This window comes from Acinetobacter sp. AOR14_HL (assembly GCF_027855175.1).
Lineage (GTDB): Bacteria > Pseudomonadota > Gammaproteobacteria > Pseudomonadales > Moraxellaceae > Acinetobacter > Acinetobacter calcoaceticus.
Genome location: NZ_JAKTII010000011.1, coordinates 148201 through 165285, shown reverse-complemented (window position 1 = coordinate 165285; position 17085 = coordinate 148201). Strand labels below are relative to the sequence as shown.

Below are 17085 nucleotides of genomic sequence, written 5' to 3'. Positions count from 1 at the left end.
GTGGCACACTTCATATATGGCAATTCCGCCATATTTCTTTTCGTTAGATTTACTTTACACCAAAAACAAAAAGCCGTCAGTGTAATGACGGCTTTCTTCATTGTTTTGGTTACCAAAATCTAACCAACACGATAGTTTGGAGCTTCTTTAGTAATCGTTACATCATGAACATGTGACTCAGACATACCTGCTGAAGTAATTTTCACAAATTTCGCATTTTGGCGAAGATCTTCAATCACAGATGAACCTGTATAACCCATCGATGAACGTAAACCACCCATCATTTGATGAACGATGTTACCCATTGGGCCTTTATATGGAACACGACCTTCAATGCCTTCTGGTACTAACTTCTCAGCACCCGCTTTTGAGTCTTGGAAATAACGGTCAGCAGAACCTGTTGCTCCCGCCATTGCACCTAATGAACCCATACCACGATATGCTTTGTAGTAACGACCTTGGAAAAACTCAACTTCGCCAGGCGCTTCTTCAGTACCAGCTAAAAGTGAACCAACCATGATTGTACTTGCGCCTGCACCGATCGCTTTTGCCATATCGCCAGAGAAGCGGATACCGCCATCTGCAATTAAAGGAATTTGATCTTTCAATGCATTAGCAACGCTGTCAATCGCAGAAATTTGTGGCATACCAATACCTGCCACAATACGTGTCGTACAGATAGAACCAGGACCAATACCCACTTTTACTGCATCTGCACCTGCATCTAACAATGCTAATGCAGCATCACCAGTTGCGATGTTTCCGCCAATTACTTGTACTTGAGGGAAGTTTTGTTTCACCCAACGTACACGTTCAATTACACCAGCTGAATGACCATGTGCTGTATCAACAACAATTACGTCAACACCAGCTTCAACCAATGCTTCTACACGACTTGGTGTATCAGCACCTGTACCAACCGCAGCACCAACACGTAAACGACCAAGATCATCTTTACAACTGTTTGGATAACTCTCAGCTTTACGGAAGTCAGTCACTGTAATTAAGCCTTTAAGTTCGTTGCTCTCGCCAACGACCAAGACTTTTTCAATACGGTGTTTTTGCAATAATGCTTGAATATTTTCTTTAGACTCACCTTCACGTACAGTCACCAAACGATCTTGGCCTGTCATGATGTTGCTAACTGGTTGTTCTAAATTGGTTTCAAAACGTGTATCACGGCCTGTCACAATACCAACAACCTTGCCGTCTTTAACAACAGGTACACCGCTAATGTTATTAGCAGTGGTAATTGCAATCAGTTCACGTACTGTAGTTTCAGGCGTTACAGTGATAGGGTCTTTCACCATACCCGCTTCGAATTTCTTTACACGGCGTACTTCTGCAGCTTGAGCAGCAATATCCATGTTTTTGTGCAAAATCCCGATACCGCCATTTTGTGACATCGCAATCGCCATACGTGACTCAGTCACTGTATCCATTGCAGCAGAAACTAATGGGATATTTAAATGAATGCCGCGAGTTAAACGTGTCTTTAGAGAGACATCTTTTGGGAGAACAGTAGAGTAGGCAGGAAGTAATAAGACATCATCGAAGGTTAGCGCTTCTTGAACGATGGTCAGCATAACAATCTCACTGGTAAATTCCGTGAGCTATTATAAACAAATTTCAATGCAATTTTCATATTATCTTTGCCTTTTTCAGCAATAGATATCGGCCTACTCTAAATAATTCCCACTTAATTATACTTTTAGCTCTATTTTCTAGCTCTTATCTTTTTATAACCCAGAACTTCATCTGGGTTAATTATTAGAAATAATATTTAGATTTATGCAGGGCAACTAAAAATTTGCTCTGACATTAAATCGACACCACAAGGTAAAGTTTCAATCCAATCTAAAAATTGATTAATCATTTCTTTACCAATAAATGGGCTTCCATGCTGGGGAACAATCATTTCAATATCCATCTGACGGACCATGTTGACCCATAAACGGATGACCTTATTTGAACACATATAACGTTGGTGAAAAGCTTTCATTTTCATAACATGCGTATCGAAATCTGTTAAAGGTTGACTAGCGTCCTCAACAATCGAGGCACCCATATCACCAGAAAACAAAATTTTAGCGACTGGATCATAGAACTGAAAATTACCCACCGAATGTAGAAAATGGGCTGGAACCACCACAAGCTTTGATTCTCCTAATTGAATCACTTGACCACGATCTGGTAGTTCAATAAGGCGATCTTCCCAATTCCCTTTCATGCGTTCACTCATGAATGCAGAATTTAGGTGCGGTAAAAATCGTGCCCATAATTTAGAAGCGACCACTTTGGCATCGGTATAGACTAACCAGCGCGGCATTGAAGTAATAATGTCTGGATCTTGATGAGAAGCCATCACATAATCCAGATTTTTCAATCGCGTATATTTATTAAGTTCCATAGTCAACGGAACATAGGTCAAATCGCCACCTGGGTCGATCACCGCAGCTCGTTCATGATCAATAATTAAAAATTGATTGGCTTGTATGCCTTCCCCTTTGACCAAACTGGTAAAACTAATACATTTATGTACGCCATTATCAAATAATATCTGCGATGTTGTTTTTTCAAACCCCATACAATTCCCCAAAAAACTTTAAATATTAGATATTTTTATATCCATACTAAAATAAAGGGATTCGATAATTCTTGCAATGAATTGCTTTATTTTTCTCATAATATTTTAAAATAGCTTTTGCTTTTCTTATTTTATAAATGAATCATAATGTTATTTAAAATTAACTCACAATAAATTAAAATAATTCTCATTATCAGTTTTTGTCTTTTGCGCTGTCTAGGCCTCCCATGAACCAAGCACCTTATTTTTCAAGCTCCAAAACATTGTTAGCAGTTGCTATTTTTAGTTTGATGACAGCAAGTCATGCTGATGAAACAGCAGAACAAAAAAGTTCGACCAGTGTGCTACCCACAATTTCTATTCAGGCGCAAAAAGAAACCACCTCCCCGTATGTCGCAACGAAAGCAACCTCTGCCTTAAAATCAGATGCGCCCTTGTTTAAAACTGCTCAATCGGTTTCGGTGGTAACACGTGAACAGCTCGATCAGAAACAAGCAAGAACCTTAGCAGATGCACTTGAAGGTGTTGCAGGAGTAGAAGCTGGAAAACTAGGTCGTCGTGGTTGGGATGATTTCGTTATTCGCGGGCAGACATCTTCTGATTCGGTTTATGTAGATGGCTTAAGAGTCGGTCAAAGCTCACCAACTCCATCTGTAGCAGCTGAAATATCAGGTATGGATCAAGTACAAGTTTTAAAAGGTCCCGCATCTATTAATTTTGGTTTAGTTGCCCCAGGCGGTATGGTGAATTTAGTCACTAAACGCCCTCAAGCAGAAAGTTTTGCACGTGCTAGCACGACTTATGGCAGTTACAGCCTTAAAGAAGGCACATTCGATTTAAACTATAGTCCTAATAATAGTGAAAAAGGTGCTTTCCGCTTAAATGGTCGTATCTCTGACCAAGATGACCCGACAGATTATGTGTATTTTAAAAATTACTATATTTCCCCTTCTTACAACTTTGACTTAGGGGATAACACCGACCTTTCTGTCATCGCTAGCTATCAACATCGCGAATATATTCGTCAGCAAGGTCTACCTGTCATTGGTACTTTAAAAGATAATCCTAACGGCGCTATAGACCGAAGCTTGTATATTGGCGATCCTAATTTCGGTAAATATGAGGCCGATGTTTACCGTACTGGTTATACGTTTAAACATGCTTTTGATAATGGCTGGAACTTCAATCAGAATTTTGCCGTACAAAAAACTGAAATGGATGGTACAGCTGTTTTTGCTCGAACAGGCACAAATTTCTGGGCAAAAAACAAACAAGGTGAAATCGACTACACGACCATTAGCCGTAAAAATAACAGCCGCCATCAAATTATTGATAACTTAAGTTTTGCCATCGATAACCGTTTAAATAAACAGTTTGATTTATATGGCATGCAACACGACGTTAATATTGGCGTAGATGCTTTTCAGGAAAAAAGTGATTACACCAATGATAAATATGACATTGGCGATTTAAATATTTATAACCCCGTTTATGGTCAAAACGTGACATTGACGCAAAATGTTCGTGATATTAATCGCCTCAAATATTTAGGGCTCTATTTACGTGACCGTATTCAACTTAATGACCAATTGCTTTTAAGCTTGTCTGGACGCCAAGACTGGGCACAAACCCAAAGCACCAGTTTAGTTACAAGTAATGCAAGTAAACAATCAGACAATGCATTTACGGGTAGCGCCTCTGTCATGTATACCCTTAATGACATTGTGGCTCCTTATGTTAGCTATGCCACTTCATTTACACCTAACAGTGGTACTGATGTAAATAACAATCCGTTCAAACCTGAAGAAGGGAAACAGGTTGAAGTGGGAATGAAATTACAAAGCCCTAATCAACGAATTCAAGGCGCTATCGCTTGGTATGATTTAAAACGCCAAAATGTTTTAGTTACTGATACTGTGAATAGTGGCTATAAAGTACAACGCGGCGAACAGTTAACACGTGGTATTGAAACTGAACTCAGCGCAGAAATTTTAGAAGGCTTAAAATTAACGGCTGCATATACCTACACAATTGATGCGGAAATTAGTAAAGATGCAAACACGAGTAATGTAGGAAAAGGACTCGACAATATTCCTGAGCATGCATATAGCTTGTCAGCACGCTATAAATTTGACCCTGCATCAAAACTTGGTTGGTATGTTGGCGGCGGGTTCCGCGGTGAAACGTATAAAACTGTCGATGGCTTAGATGTTCATGTTCCAGGCTATACAGTCTTTGACACTGAAGCTGGCTATGACACTGGGCATTGGGGCGCTCAACTTGCTATCCGCAATCTATTTGATAAAGATTACTATGCAGGTGCGCTGAATGAGAATTTAGTGACGCTCGGCAACCCACGCCAAATTAACTTTACAGTGAAATTTAACTACTAAAACGATCGACAAAAAACGCACTCGAATTGAGTGCGTTTTTTATGGCAGCTTTAAATGTTTTAGAAGAAATAATGCTGTACTAAAGTAGAGACACCTACAATTAAGAAAATAGCCGCACCAATTTTATGAATGAGCGAGATAGATAAACGTTCAGCTAATTTATTACCAATAAATACAGCTGGTGCATTGGCAATCATCATACCTAAAGTTGTACCCAGCATAACCCAGAAAATACTGTCGTAACGAGCAGCTAAGGCCACTGTTGCAATCTGCGTTTTATCACCAATTTCAGCTAAGAAAAACAAGATAAAGGTTGCGCCAAAAACACCAAATTTTTGCCATCTATTAATGCTATCTGTTTCATCATCTAACTTATCTGGAATAAGCATCCAGAACGCCATACCAATAAAACCACCCGCAAGAACCCAAACTAATATTTCGGGGCTCAAGACGGTCGTAATCCACTGTCCAAGCACAGCAGAGATACCATGGTTAATTAAAGTTGCTAACAGAATCGCAATGAGAATAGGGATTGGCTTACGGAAACGTGCAGACAGTAAAAGGGCGAGTAATTGAGTTTTATCGCCCATTTCAGCTAGGGCAACAATTGAGGTAGAAATCAGAAATTCTTGCATGTCGTTTCTCTGGCTAGCATAAATGCCCATGACCTACCCCTCCTGCTAGCCAAATATCTGCAGAGTGGTAAATCAAAGGTCTTGCCAACTCGGAAACGATGAGACGTTTAAGCTATGATGACCATGTTCTGTTGAACAATTATGTTGATCATCACCTATTCATTCAGAAATGAATAGCGGCTACTCCCCAATGAAGTATGTGCTTATTATATTCGAGCAGTTCTATTTTTCAAACAAAAAATTTTATCCATGCCCACACTAACAACCGACCTAAGCCCAATAGTAAGGCTAAACAAATACTTAAGTTAATAAACCCCAAATTGTTAATGCCTGCTATGTGCTGTGACTGAAATTCAAATGGCAAAATAAGCATTGCTACAAATACTTCCAACCCCATTGCAACATAGGTCATCCATTCCCAAGGAAAGTGTAAAACACTGATCCATACCCCCATTAATAAAAATACAATCAATAGGATTGGTACCATGATTTTTAAAAAAACCGCCATTTATTATTTCTCCTTTACCTAATAACGAGAAATTTCTCCTCTCTCTCGATAATTCATATCTAATCTTTAGATTAACCTAAAACCAATTAAATTAAATATCAAAATAAAAACCCCGCCGAAGCGAGGTTTTAATGATTCATTTCAAAATATTAGATTAATAAAGTACGAATATCTTTAAGAAGTTTCGTAAGTTTATTGGTAAAGCGAGCAGCATCTGCACCATTAATTACACGGTGGTCATAAGACAACGACAACGGCAACATTAAGCGTGGATCAAAGTCTTTACCATTCCAAACCGGTTGCATCGTTGCAGGTGAAATACCCAAAATCGCAACTTGCGGCCAGTTTACAAGTGGTGTAAATGCTGTACCACCAATTGCGCCTAAACTTGAAATGGTGAAATTCGCACCTTGCAAGTCTTTCGGTGTTAATTTCTTATCACGTGCTTTTTGACCTAACACACCCAATTCAACTGCAATTTGCTTAATTGATTTTTGGTCTGGGTTACGAAGTACTGGCACAGTTAAACCATCAGGTGTTGCTACCGCAATTCCCATATGGATTTCATTGCGCAAGAGCACTGATTTACCATCATCAGATAGATGACCTGCGAACTCACGCTCTTCTTTCAGCAAATACGCAACCGCTTTGATAATGAATGCCATAATCGTCAGGCTGATACCTTCTTTTTTGAAGTTGCCTTTTAGCTCATTACGCCAATCTTCTAACTCAGTAATGTCAGCCAAATCAAACTGGGTGACTTGCGGAATAAAGTTGTTCAATGACAATTGCGGAATTGATACTTGCTGCAAACGCGTCAGTACTTTTTCTTCCACTCCACCAAACGCAGTGAAGTCAGGAAGCTTTGGCAAACCTGAAACTGCTGGTGCAGCCGCAGCTACTGGAGCCGCTTGTGGTGCAGTTAAACGAGTCTTCACATAAGCAAAGATATCTTCTTTAATCACACGACCATGTTCACCAGAAGTTTTAACTTGTGATAAAACCACACCAAGTTCACGAGCAAGCTTACGAACAGCAGGGCCAGCATAAACTTTAGCGTTTTCAGCTTCTTGCTCTTTCGTTAACTTATCACTACCAGAAACTGGAGCAGATACAGCCTGAGTCGGAGTAGGAGCTGCCGCTTTAGGTGCTGCTGCCTGTGGAGCTGGAGCTACTTCTGCTTTTGCCGCTGGTGCCGCAGCAGGTGCTTGGCCTTCAGCTTCAATTGTTGCAAGTAATATACCTTGTGAAACCTGTTGGCCTGCTTGCAAGTGAATCGCTTTCACAACACCAGCAACAGTACTTGGAACTTCTACAGTTGCTTTATCAGACTCAACCACAACAAGGCTTTGGTCTACATCAACTTTATCGCCAACTTGTACTAAGATTTCAGCAACAACTGCTTTATCTACGCCCAAATCAGGAACGTTAATATCAACTGGACCAGATTGAGTAGCAGCCGCAGCTACAGTTTCTTGTTGAACTGGTGCAGGCGCTGACGCTGGGGCTGCTATAGAAGCAGGAGCTTCAACTGGCGCACTTGATGCAGATGTTGTTTTCACTTTAATGAGCACAACACCTTCTTTAACTGTATCGCCTTCTTTAACTTGAATGCTTTCTACAGTACCAGCAACACTGCTTGGCACTTCTACAGTTGCTTTGTCAGATTCAACAACAACGATGCTTTGCTCAACATCGATTTGCTCGCCAACTTTTACTAAAATTTCACCAACTAGTGCTTTTTCAACACCAATATCTGGAACTTGAACTTCAACCACTTGGCTAGTGGTTGCAGCTGCTGGTTGTACAGCAACTTGTGGAGCTGTAGCAGGTGCTTCTTTTTCAGCTGCTGGTGCAGGTTTTGCAACTTCTTCTGCTTGAGCTACAGGTGCAGCACCCTCAGCTTCAAGTTCAAACAATACCGTACCTTCAGTTACGCTATCGCCTTCTTTGATCAAGATGCTTTTCACTACGCCTGCTGAAGTGCTAGGCACTTCAACAGAGGCTTTATCTGACTCAAGCAAAACAAGGCTGTCATTTTCAGCAATGCTGTCACCAACTTTTACCAAAATTTCAGCAACAACTGCTTTATCTACGCCAATATCAGGGGTCTTAATTTGCATGCTTAGTTCCCCTCACCTGTTTGCGCTTCATGGTATTCAGCTACTGCTTGAACTTCTGGATGTGCTTGTGGAGCCCATGCCACTGGACGATCAGTATCTAACTCAAAGTTAGAAATTGCATCTTTAACTAAACGTGCATCTACTTCACCTTCGTCAGCTAATTTTTTCAAAGTAGCAACAACAATATGTGCAGCATCAACACCAAAGAAACTACGCAAGTTAGCACGTGTATCTGAGCGACCATAACCATCTGTACCTAATGCAACAAATGGGCGACCATCTGGAAGATAAGCACGGATTTGTTCGCTATACGCACGCATATGGTCTGTTGCTGAAACAACAATACCTTCTGTACCACGTAATTGTTTAGACACCCAAGACTCTTTCACTTCTTCAGTAAGTGGGTGTAAACGGTTGTATTCTTCACATGCCATACCATCACGCGACAACTCATTGAAGCTTGTTACACTCCAAACGTTTGAATGGATTTGGTATTCATCACGTAAGATTTTCGCAGCTTTGATCACTTCACGAAGAATTACACCTGAACCCATCAATTGGACAGTTGCTTTTTCATCTTTTTCGAACAAGTACATACCACGTTTAATGCCTTCCTCAGCGCCTTCAGGCATTGCAGGATGCTCGTAGTTTTCGTTCATTACAGTTAGGTAATAGAACACACGCTCTTGGTTCACATACATACGTTGTAAACCATCATGTACGATTACAGCCAACTCATAACCAAAACATGGATCGTAAGATACACAGTTTGGAATCGTGTTCGCCAAGATATGTGAATGACCATCTTGGTGCTGTAAACCTTCACCGTTCAATGTGGTACGACCAGCAGTAGCACCCAACAAGAAACCTTGAGCTTGTGCATCACCCGCAGCCCATGCAATGTCACCAATACGTTGGAAACCAAACATTGAGTAGTACATGTACATTGGAATCATTGGCAAGTTATTCGTCGAATAACTCGTTGCCAACGCAGCCCATGCGCTCATCGCACCAGCTTCGTTAATCCCTTCTTGAAGCATGTGACCGTCACTTGCTTCGCGGTAATGCATTAACTGTTCTTGGTCTTCTGGAGTATATTTTTGACCGTGAGCGGCATAAATACCAAGCTGACGGAACATACCTTCTAGACCAAAAGTACGCGCTTCATCTGGAACGATTGGCACTACGCGGTCTTTAATTGCTTTTTCTTTAAGTAAAGAAGCAATTAAACGAACCATGACCATGGTAGTTGATTGTTCTTTGCCAGCAGAACCTTTTAATACTGCATCAAATACAGATAATTCAGGAATCGCTAAAATTTCACTCTCTTTACGACGTGCAGGTAAATAGCCACCTAAAGCTTCACGACGCGCCTTCATATACTTCATTTCTGGAGAGTTTTCACTTGGGCGGTAGAATGGAAGCTCTTCTAACTTATCATCTGTAAATGGCAGGTTGAAACGGTCACGTACATATTTCAAAGAGTCGATCTGCATTTTTTTGATTTGGTGAGTTTTGTTCACCGCTTCAATTTCTTCAGACAAACCGTAACCTTTAACAGTTTTCGCAAGAATAACTGTTGGTTGACCTTTAGCTTTCATTGCTTCTGCATAGGCAGCAAAAACTTTGTACGGGTCATGACCACCACGGTTAAGATTATCGATGTCTTCATCGCTTAAATCTTTTACAAGTTCCGCAGCTTCTGGGTACTTGCCAAAGAATTTCTCACGTGTATATGCACCACCTTTCACTTGATAGCGCTGATACTCACCATCAACTGTTTCGCCCATTACCGCTTTTAAAGCGCCTGTGCTGTCTTTTGCAAGTAGCGGATCCCAATGACGACCCCATACCACTTTAATGACACGCCAGCCTGCGCCACGGAATAAAGATTCTAATTCTTGAATGATTTTACCGTTACCACGTACAGGACCATCTAGACGCTGTAAGTTACAGTTAACCACCCAAATTAGGTTATCAAGCTTTTCACGACCAGCAAGTGAAATTGCACCAGTACTTTCTGGCTCATCCATTTCACCATCGCCAAGATATGCCCAGACTTTACGATCTTCTTCTTTGATCAAACCACGGTTCATCAAATATTTTTGAATGTGCGCTTGATAAATCGACATGATTGGACCAAGACCCATTGATACAGTTGGGAATTGCCAATAGTCTGGCATTAAATATGGATGTGGATAGCTTGGTAAACCGTTACCGCCAACTTCACGACGGAAATTACTTAACTGTTCTTCAGTTAAACGTCCTTCTAGGAATGAACGTGCATAAATACCAGGAGCACAGTGTCCTTGGTAATAAATCATATCTCCGCCAAAGTTATTGCTGTTTGCGCGGAAGAAATGGTTAAAACCTACGTCATATAATGTTGCACTTGATGCGAAGCTCGCCAAGTGTCCACCTAAATCATCACCTGTTTTATTCGCACGAAGTACCATTGCTAAGGCATTCCAACGAATCAATGCACGAATACGGCGTTCCATATCTTGGTCGCCTGGCATTGCAGGTTGTTCTTCAACAGAAATTGTATTTAAGTAAGGTGTATTGAGACGTTGAATGGGAACATGCTTGGCAATTGCTTGTTGGTAAAGTTTTTCCAATAAGAATGCCGCGCGCTCAGTTCCCATATGTTGTAAAACTGAATCGAATGCATCTTGCCACTCTTGGGTTTCTTGTGCATCGGAGTCACCGTAAAACGCCATAATTCACCTGTTCCTTGTTCTTTAATCTACTTTGTATTTTTACCACGTTTTACCCCTCTCTAGTTATTGCCATGGGTGAATGTGAGGGGGGCCTATTATTTTCTGAATGAATAGTCATTGACCGAGCATTAAACAAAATAACAAAAAAACGCCAATAATGGCGTTTTTTTATACAATCTTTACGTTAAAAAAGGTTTAAGTTAATTTCAGATTCATAAATTCAATAACCTTAACCTTTTTCACTATGCTTTTAAGGAAGCATCGCTAAGTAAGTTGTTGGGTTCTTACGTTGACCATCTTTTACTACTTCATAGTGCAAATGTGGACCAGTACAGCGACCAGTACAACCTACATTGGCAATATGTTCACCTGCCGACACTTGCTCACCTACACGTACCATTAAACGCGAAGCATGCGCATAGCGTGTTAAATAGCCATTACCATGGTTAATTTCAACATATTGACCATAGCCAGTACCCCAACCAGATTTGGTTACAATACCCGGGCCTGTAGCATAAATTGGCGTACCACTTGGGGCAGCCATATCCAATCCACCATGATGTTCGGCACGGCCACCCATCGTACGACCACCAAAGTTCGAAGAAACTCGCACAGTATCAGGAAGAGGATGAGAAACTAACCACGAATAAGCATTTGAAGAAGAGGTATTGAAAGAGTTCTTAGCTGTCGTATTGCCATATTTTTTAGCGAGTGACTCATTGTTGAGTTCAACCGTTTTTTGGCGTAAGGTCACTGAAACTTTCGCACTCGCTGGAAGATCTAAATCATCAGGATGAGTGTATGAACCTTGAGATAATGTTTTTGATAGTTGTTCCAATCGATCTGAATCAGTAGATTGGTTAATTGTTTGATAATCTGCAAAAGCAACTGATGCTGCCGAAGCGGCAAGTGAAAACGCTAATAAAATACGACGCGTGTGCATAAAAACCTCTTGAAACTGTTCTTACTTAAGTTCCTTATGATCTCTTCCTTGATATCGATTGAAATGAACGCTTAAGATGAAGACAAGAATCTATCCGAGAATGACCCATGTCTAAACCCGATAACGTTTTTCAACAATCCGGAAAACACATAAAAACAGGAAACCTTACGTTTCTAACAACGCAAGTCGCGCAATGGCAAAGACTTACGAAAATTATCCAACCCTTATTGCCCCAACCGGAACAATGGCAGGTCGTGTGTTATCAAAATGGTTCTTTGATCATTACTGGTGAAAATCAGGCGATGATTAGTCAACTCAGTTATTTACAGAACCAATATGTATCTAAATTATCTCAACTTGAAGGGTTAAAAGACCTACAAAGAATTCAGGTTCGCTTGAGAAATAAAAACATTCCAAATCCACCCTCATCCGAGCCATCTAAACCCATTCCCCCGGAAACACAAGAAATGTTACGTAGTGCAGCCGACTTTGTGAGCGACCCTAAGCTTAGCCAAGCTTTACTACGTTTGGCAAGCAATAAAAAATAATGAGCTTTCTATTTCTTAATTAGAATCGTTCTTATTATGTGATAATAATCACACTTTATAACGTTACACTATAACGTAGCCAAGTAAAGACAATGACTTATGTCACGCTGACATATGGAATTGGACATTCATTCTCGTCATTAAATGTTACAATTTCATAATTACTCGGATCACTTTGGACATTGCGTAACAACTGATTATTTAAAGCATGTCCCGATTTATAACCATCAAACTTGGCAATAATTTGATGACCAAGCAAATACAAATCACCTACTGCATCTAAAATCTTATGTCTCACAAATTCATCGGCGAAACGTAAGCCTTCTTCGTTAACAACACCCGTGTCATCTACACCAATCGCATTATCTAAACTTGCACCTAAAGCTAAGTTATTTGCTTTGAGATAATCCAGATCTTTCATAAAACCAAAAGTACGAGCTTCACTGACTTCATATACAAATGTTTCAGTAGAAAAGTCGATAGTCGCAGATTGATATTCTTTAGCAAATGCTGGATGGTCAAAATCAATCGTAAAATTTAACTGAAAGCCATTATGCGGGCTAAAAATTGCTTTTTTATCATCGATTAATGCTTCAACTGGTTTTAATATTCTTATAAATTTTTTCGGTGCGTCCAACTCACGCAATCCACCTTGCATTAACAGGTAAATAAATGGGCCAGCACTTCCATCCATAATCGGAACTTCGGACGCAGATACCTCAACAATAAGGTTATCAATTCCCAAACCTGCAATTGCGCTCATCACATGCTCAATCGTTCCAACTTTTATATCTCCAATTACTAAATTGGAGCACATGAAAGCTTCTTGAATCAGCAAAGCATTCGCATGGATTTCCACAGGTGGATCTAAATCGATACGACGAAATACAATACCTCCATCCACGGTATGTGGAATGAAATTGATCATCACTTTTTGACCGCTATGAAGACCTATTCCACTCGCTTTTACCACACGATTGAGAGTACGTTGTTTCACCATGCTTTGTAACTTCTTTTTTAAAACCGCTATACGTTAGCATATTTAGTCATTGATCAAAAACAAAAAAAGGCAGTGATTAAACACTGCCTTTTTTTAAATTTAATAATATTTTACTTACGTTGCTGATTTTTCAAGTAATCTTGAATGCTCATCGGAGAAGAACGCGGAGAAGAACTTGCAGTACTACTCACTTCATTGTCTGCATTTTGACGCTTATTAATTGCAGGAACGTCATCTTCATCAACAGATTGAGCTGATTGAACCGATGCATGACTTACCGTATTACGTTTTCTCGGTTCCGCATCTGCTGCATTACGTGTTAGACCAGTTGCAATTACTGTTACACGTAATTCATCACGCGCATCTGGATCAAATACAGTACCGTAGAAGATTTCACCTTCATCAAGGTCAACAATCTGGTTCACGACATCAGTAATGATTTCAGTTTCGCGTAAAGTAATATCATCACCGCCAGTAATGTTAATCAACACACCTTTAGCATTAATAATATTTACGTTATCAAGCAATGGACTACGGATCGCCTGTTCAGCAGCTTGACGTGCACGATCTTCACCACGACCTAAACCAGCACCCATCATGGCATAACCACGTGTACTCATTGCAGTTTTCAAATCGGCAAAGTCAAGGTTAATATGACCACGGTTTACAACAAGGTCAAAGATACTACGTACAGCGTTTAACAATACATCATCAGCTTTTTTATAAGCATCTTTCATTGAAATATCGCCATATACGCTGAGTAAGCGCTGGTTAGGGATAATAATCAATGAATCAACATGTGCTTCAAGCGCTTCAATACCACGTTCAGCAGACTTTAAACGGCGACGGCCTTCAAAGTTAAATGGGGTTGTCACAACACCAACAGTCAAAATACCCATTTCTTTGGCAACTTCAGCCACGACAGGTGCCGCGCCTGTACCCGTACCACCACCCATACCAGCGGTAACGAATACCATATCCGTACCTTCAAGATGGTGACGAATAATTTCACGGCTTTCTTCTGCTGCAACTTGCCCTACTTCAGGGTTAGCGCCAGCACCTAGACCACGTGTACTTTGCTCGCCTAACTGAATTTTGAAAGGTGCATTCATACAGTCCAGTGCTTGTTTGTCTGTATTGGCACAAACGAATTTAACACCTTGAATATCAGACTGCACCATATGTTGAACGGCATTACCGCCACCACCACCTACACCAAATACAGTGAAACGGGCTTGACCGTTGCCATCGTTTAGTTCATCTTCTATAAATTCAAATGAGGCCATGACCTTTAGGGTTCCTAATACATTATGGCAGTCACTTCAGCCCGTATACTGCCTTGATTTTCAAAAACAACTAATTTTAAGAATGCTGTGCAATACAAACCTTGTCAAGTACAGTGGTTTTCTCTTACAACTTCCTAACAATTCTACCAATAAATCCATACATCCTAAAAAATGGCTTTTAGCTTGCTATTAAACGCATTCCAGCCATTTACCATTCGTTCCCATACCGAACGGTCATTTGCCTCTTCAGGCTCTTCAACAGCTTCTTGCAACTCACTTTGGCTAAACATAAGCAAACCAGCTGCTGTTGCATACATCGAACGACGTAACGCGGCTTGATGCTGATCATCAGCATAAACCTGTAACGGTGGATTACCCAAATGTGCAGATACCCCCAACATACGGCGAGCCAAACTCACCATACCTTCGATTTGACAAGCATCACCTGTCAGTACTACACCATGGTATAAACCATGAATTGCACCGCTGTTTTCGAGTTCGTCACGAATCTGGCTAAAGATCTCTTCATAACGGGCAATAATAATTTCTGACAACTCAATCCGACTAATGGTTTGAGGGCCATCAATTCCTTCTACCTGAATCATGTGATCTGGCTTAACAGCACTTAAATCGACACAACCATACAGAATTTTAATGCGTTCAGCTTCTTCTGTCGTGGTTTGCAATACAGCAGCAATATCACGCGTAACGTGTTCACCACCGCGCTGCAATGTACGTGCCAGAGCCAAACGTCCATCTAGATAAACTGCAAGATTGGTAATGCCTGCGCCAACATCGACCAGACAAACACCATATTCTTTTTCATCTTTAAGCAAACTTGCCTCGGCGGTTGCCAAGCAAGATACCACCATTTTTTCAACCCCGATATTTGCACCTTTCATGGCGCGATCAAGGTTTTGCATAGTCGCTATAGGCATCATCATTAACTGATAATGTCCTGTCATACTATGGGCAGTCATGTTAATCGGATTCTGCACCCATTCAGCAGAATCACCCAATTCAAAGCCTAACGGCACTGCACTTGCTAAATAGTAATCAGAAGTCACATGACTTGCTTTTGCCAATTCTAACGCGCGCACGACTTCATTTGTTGTAATAACATGTGCTGGATTAGCAACTGGTGTGCGGCCAGAGGCATAAAAACTTTGCAACTCGGTACTCGGAATCGATACCCATGCGCTATGAATGCGACATTCGGCCATATTTTCCGCTTCAGCAACAGCATTTTTAATCGCAGCGATGACTTTATCGAGGCTTACGATTTTTCCTTTATTCATGCCACGATTGCGAGCAGTTGCCATACCGATAACTTGAATGTTATCCGGCGCATGAATTTTTCCAATCAAAACTGAAACTTTATGCGTCCCAATGTCAATCGCAACAACTGAGGGAACAGCTTCATTCATCACTCATACCATTTCTTTGTTGTTTAATACCAGGCAAATTGCCTATTTTAAAGCCACGTATTATGGCTTTGCTTTTGTTCCACCTGCAATGCTTGTGTCATCAATCGTTACAACAAACTGACCATTCACAATTTTAGGTGGTGTTGCGTTCTTCCATTGAATAGATAATCCATTACGATATCGCAAATCAATGGCTGAGATTTTCGACCACACCGGTTTTAAGTCAGATTGTGCCAGATGACTTAAACGTTGCAACTTATTCATTGTTTGATCTTGGTCAACAATAATTCGTAAACCTGTGTCAAACTGCATAAACCAAGTCATTCGCTCCGTCAGATATAACTCTTTTAGGCGCAAATTGGCGGGATGGAATAATTGATTGATCTCATTATAGCGTCGCATCATCATTTTCGACTGGCTTACCGGACCATGTAGTAACGGAAGCTCAGGATGAATTGTCGGCTCTGCCTCACTGAATACATCGCCTCCATCGCTTAACAAGCGACCTGTTCCCCAACGGGCGATGGCATGGCGAGGCATGACACGAACACGAATACCATTGGGCCAGGCACGAGATACCACAACTCGGTCTACCCACGAAATTTCTAATGTTTTATCACGAATCTGCTCTAAATCAGATGTGAAATAATTCGCTTTTATAATTGGAGCAACATGCTGCATCACTTGTTGTGTTTCAACTGAAGACGCCGATCCCACAACCTCTAGCTTTGCAACTTTTGCATCTGTAATAACTTTATATAGCCCATAAATTCCGACTGCCAGCACTACAAAAGCAATAACCAACAGCACCCATCCACCAGCATTCGCAAGCTTCTGCTTACGTGTAGGCGGTTTATCATGAATAGAGGTGATGGCCGCACGTTTACGGCGCATGGAAGCCGGAAGTTGTGCCAT

13 protein-coding genes and 1 riboswitch are annotated in these 17085 nt (G+C 40.8%); of the genes, 2 read left to right on the top strand and 11 right to left on the bottom strand.

Annotation, left to right across the window (positions count from 1 at the left end):
* Window positions 1-119: 119 nt before the first annotated feature.
* A complete protein-coding gene (gene guaB / locus MKL38_RS10915) occupies window positions 120-1586 on the bottom strand; it encodes an IMP dehydrogenase (RefSeq protein WP_003654069.1) in 1467 nt (488 codons plus the stop codon).
* 203 nt (window positions 1587-1789) lie between these two features.
* The gene (locus tag MKL38_RS10910; RefSeq protein WP_133747331.1) at window positions 1790-2587 is read right to left on the bottom strand and encodes an MBL fold metallo-hydrolase; all 798 of its coding nucleotides are present in this window, start codon (window positions 2585-2587) and stop codon (window positions 1790-1792) included.
* Between the two features lie 227 nt (window positions 2588-2814).
* Here MKL38_RS10910 and MKL38_RS10905 point away from each other — a divergent pair, with 227 nt between their 5' ends.
* Window positions 2815-4980 (top strand): TonB-dependent siderophore receptor, encoded by a 2166-nt coding sequence (locus tag MKL38_RS10905; RefSeq protein WP_270903264.1) that lies wholly within the window; start codon window positions 2815-2817, stop codon window positions 4978-4980.
* A gap of 59 nt (window positions 4981-5039) precedes the next feature.
* Here the strand turns inward: MKL38_RS10905 and MKL38_RS10900 are convergent, their stop codons facing one another.
* From MKL38_RS10900 to MKL38_RS10880, 5 genes are all read right to left on the bottom strand, one after another.
* Window positions 5040-5615, bottom strand: a complete 576-nt coding sequence (locus tag MKL38_RS10900) for a TMEM165/GDT1 family protein (protein WP_003654075.1) — start codon at window positions 5613-5615, stop codon at window positions 5040-5042.
* A 15-nt stretch (window positions 5616-5630) separates the two neighbouring features.
* Window positions 5631-5816, bottom strand: a riboswitch (yybP-ykoY riboswitch).
* Window positions 5817-5844: 28 nt separating this feature from the next.
* Complete coding sequence (locus MKL38_RS10895) at window positions 5845-6123, bottom strand: hypothetical protein (protein ID WP_270903263.1); 279 nt, start codon at window positions 6121-6123, stop codon at window positions 5845-5847.
* A 149-nt stretch (window positions 6124-6272) separates the two neighbouring features.
* The gene (locus tag MKL38_RS10890) at window positions 6273-8246 is read right to left on the bottom strand and encodes a 2-oxo acid dehydrogenase subunit E2 (RefSeq protein ID WP_270903262.1); all 1974 of its coding nucleotides are present in this window, start codon (window positions 8244-8246) and stop codon (window positions 6273-6275) included.
* A gap of 2 nt (window positions 8247-8248) precedes the next feature.
* A complete protein-coding gene (gene aceE / locus MKL38_RS10885) occupies window positions 8249-10966 on the bottom strand; it encodes a pyruvate dehydrogenase (acetyl-transferring), homodimeric type (protein WP_151744169.1) in 2718 nt (905 codons plus the stop codon).
* A gap of 250 nt (window positions 10967-11216) precedes the next feature.
* A complete protein-coding gene (locus MKL38_RS10880) occupies window positions 11217-11909 on the bottom strand; it encodes a M23 family metallopeptidase (RefSeq protein ID WP_005038016.1) in 693 nt (230 codons plus the stop codon).
* 107 nt (window positions 11910-12016) lie between these two features.
* Here MKL38_RS10880 and MKL38_RS10875 point away from each other — a divergent pair, with 107 nt between their 5' ends.
* The gene (locus MKL38_RS10875) at window positions 12017-12457 is read left to right on the top strand and encodes a DciA family protein (protein ID WP_003654086.1); all 441 of its coding nucleotides are present in this window, start codon (window positions 12017-12019) and stop codon (window positions 12455-12457) included.
* A gap of 97 nt (window positions 12458-12554) precedes the next feature.
* Here the strand turns inward: MKL38_RS10875 and lpxC are convergent, their stop codons facing one another.
* The 4 genes from lpxC to MKL38_RS10855 all read right to left on the bottom strand — a co-directional run bounded on the left by lpxC (window position 12555) and on the right by MKL38_RS10855 (window position 17085).
* Complete coding sequence (gene lpxC / locus MKL38_RS10870; protein WP_080027985.1) at window positions 12555-13457, bottom strand: UDP-3-O-acyl-N-acetylglucosamine deacetylase; 903 nt, start codon at window positions 13455-13457, stop codon at window positions 12555-12557.
* 110 nt (window positions 13458-13567) lie between these two features.
* A complete protein-coding gene (ftsZ, locus tag MKL38_RS10865) occupies window positions 13568-14743 on the bottom strand; it encodes a cell division protein FtsZ (protein WP_270903261.1) in 1176 nt (391 codons plus the stop codon).
* A gap of 164 nt (window positions 14744-14907) precedes the next feature.
* A complete protein-coding gene (ftsA, locus tag MKL38_RS10860) occupies window positions 14908-16170 on the bottom strand; it encodes a cell division protein FtsA (RefSeq protein ID WP_003654091.1) in 1263 nt (420 codons plus the stop codon).
* Between the two features lie 60 nt (window positions 16171-16230).
* Entirely contained in the window at window positions 16231-17085 is an 855-nt protein-coding gene (locus tag MKL38_RS10855; protein ID WP_005038012.1) for a cell division protein FtsQ/DivIB, read from the bottom strand.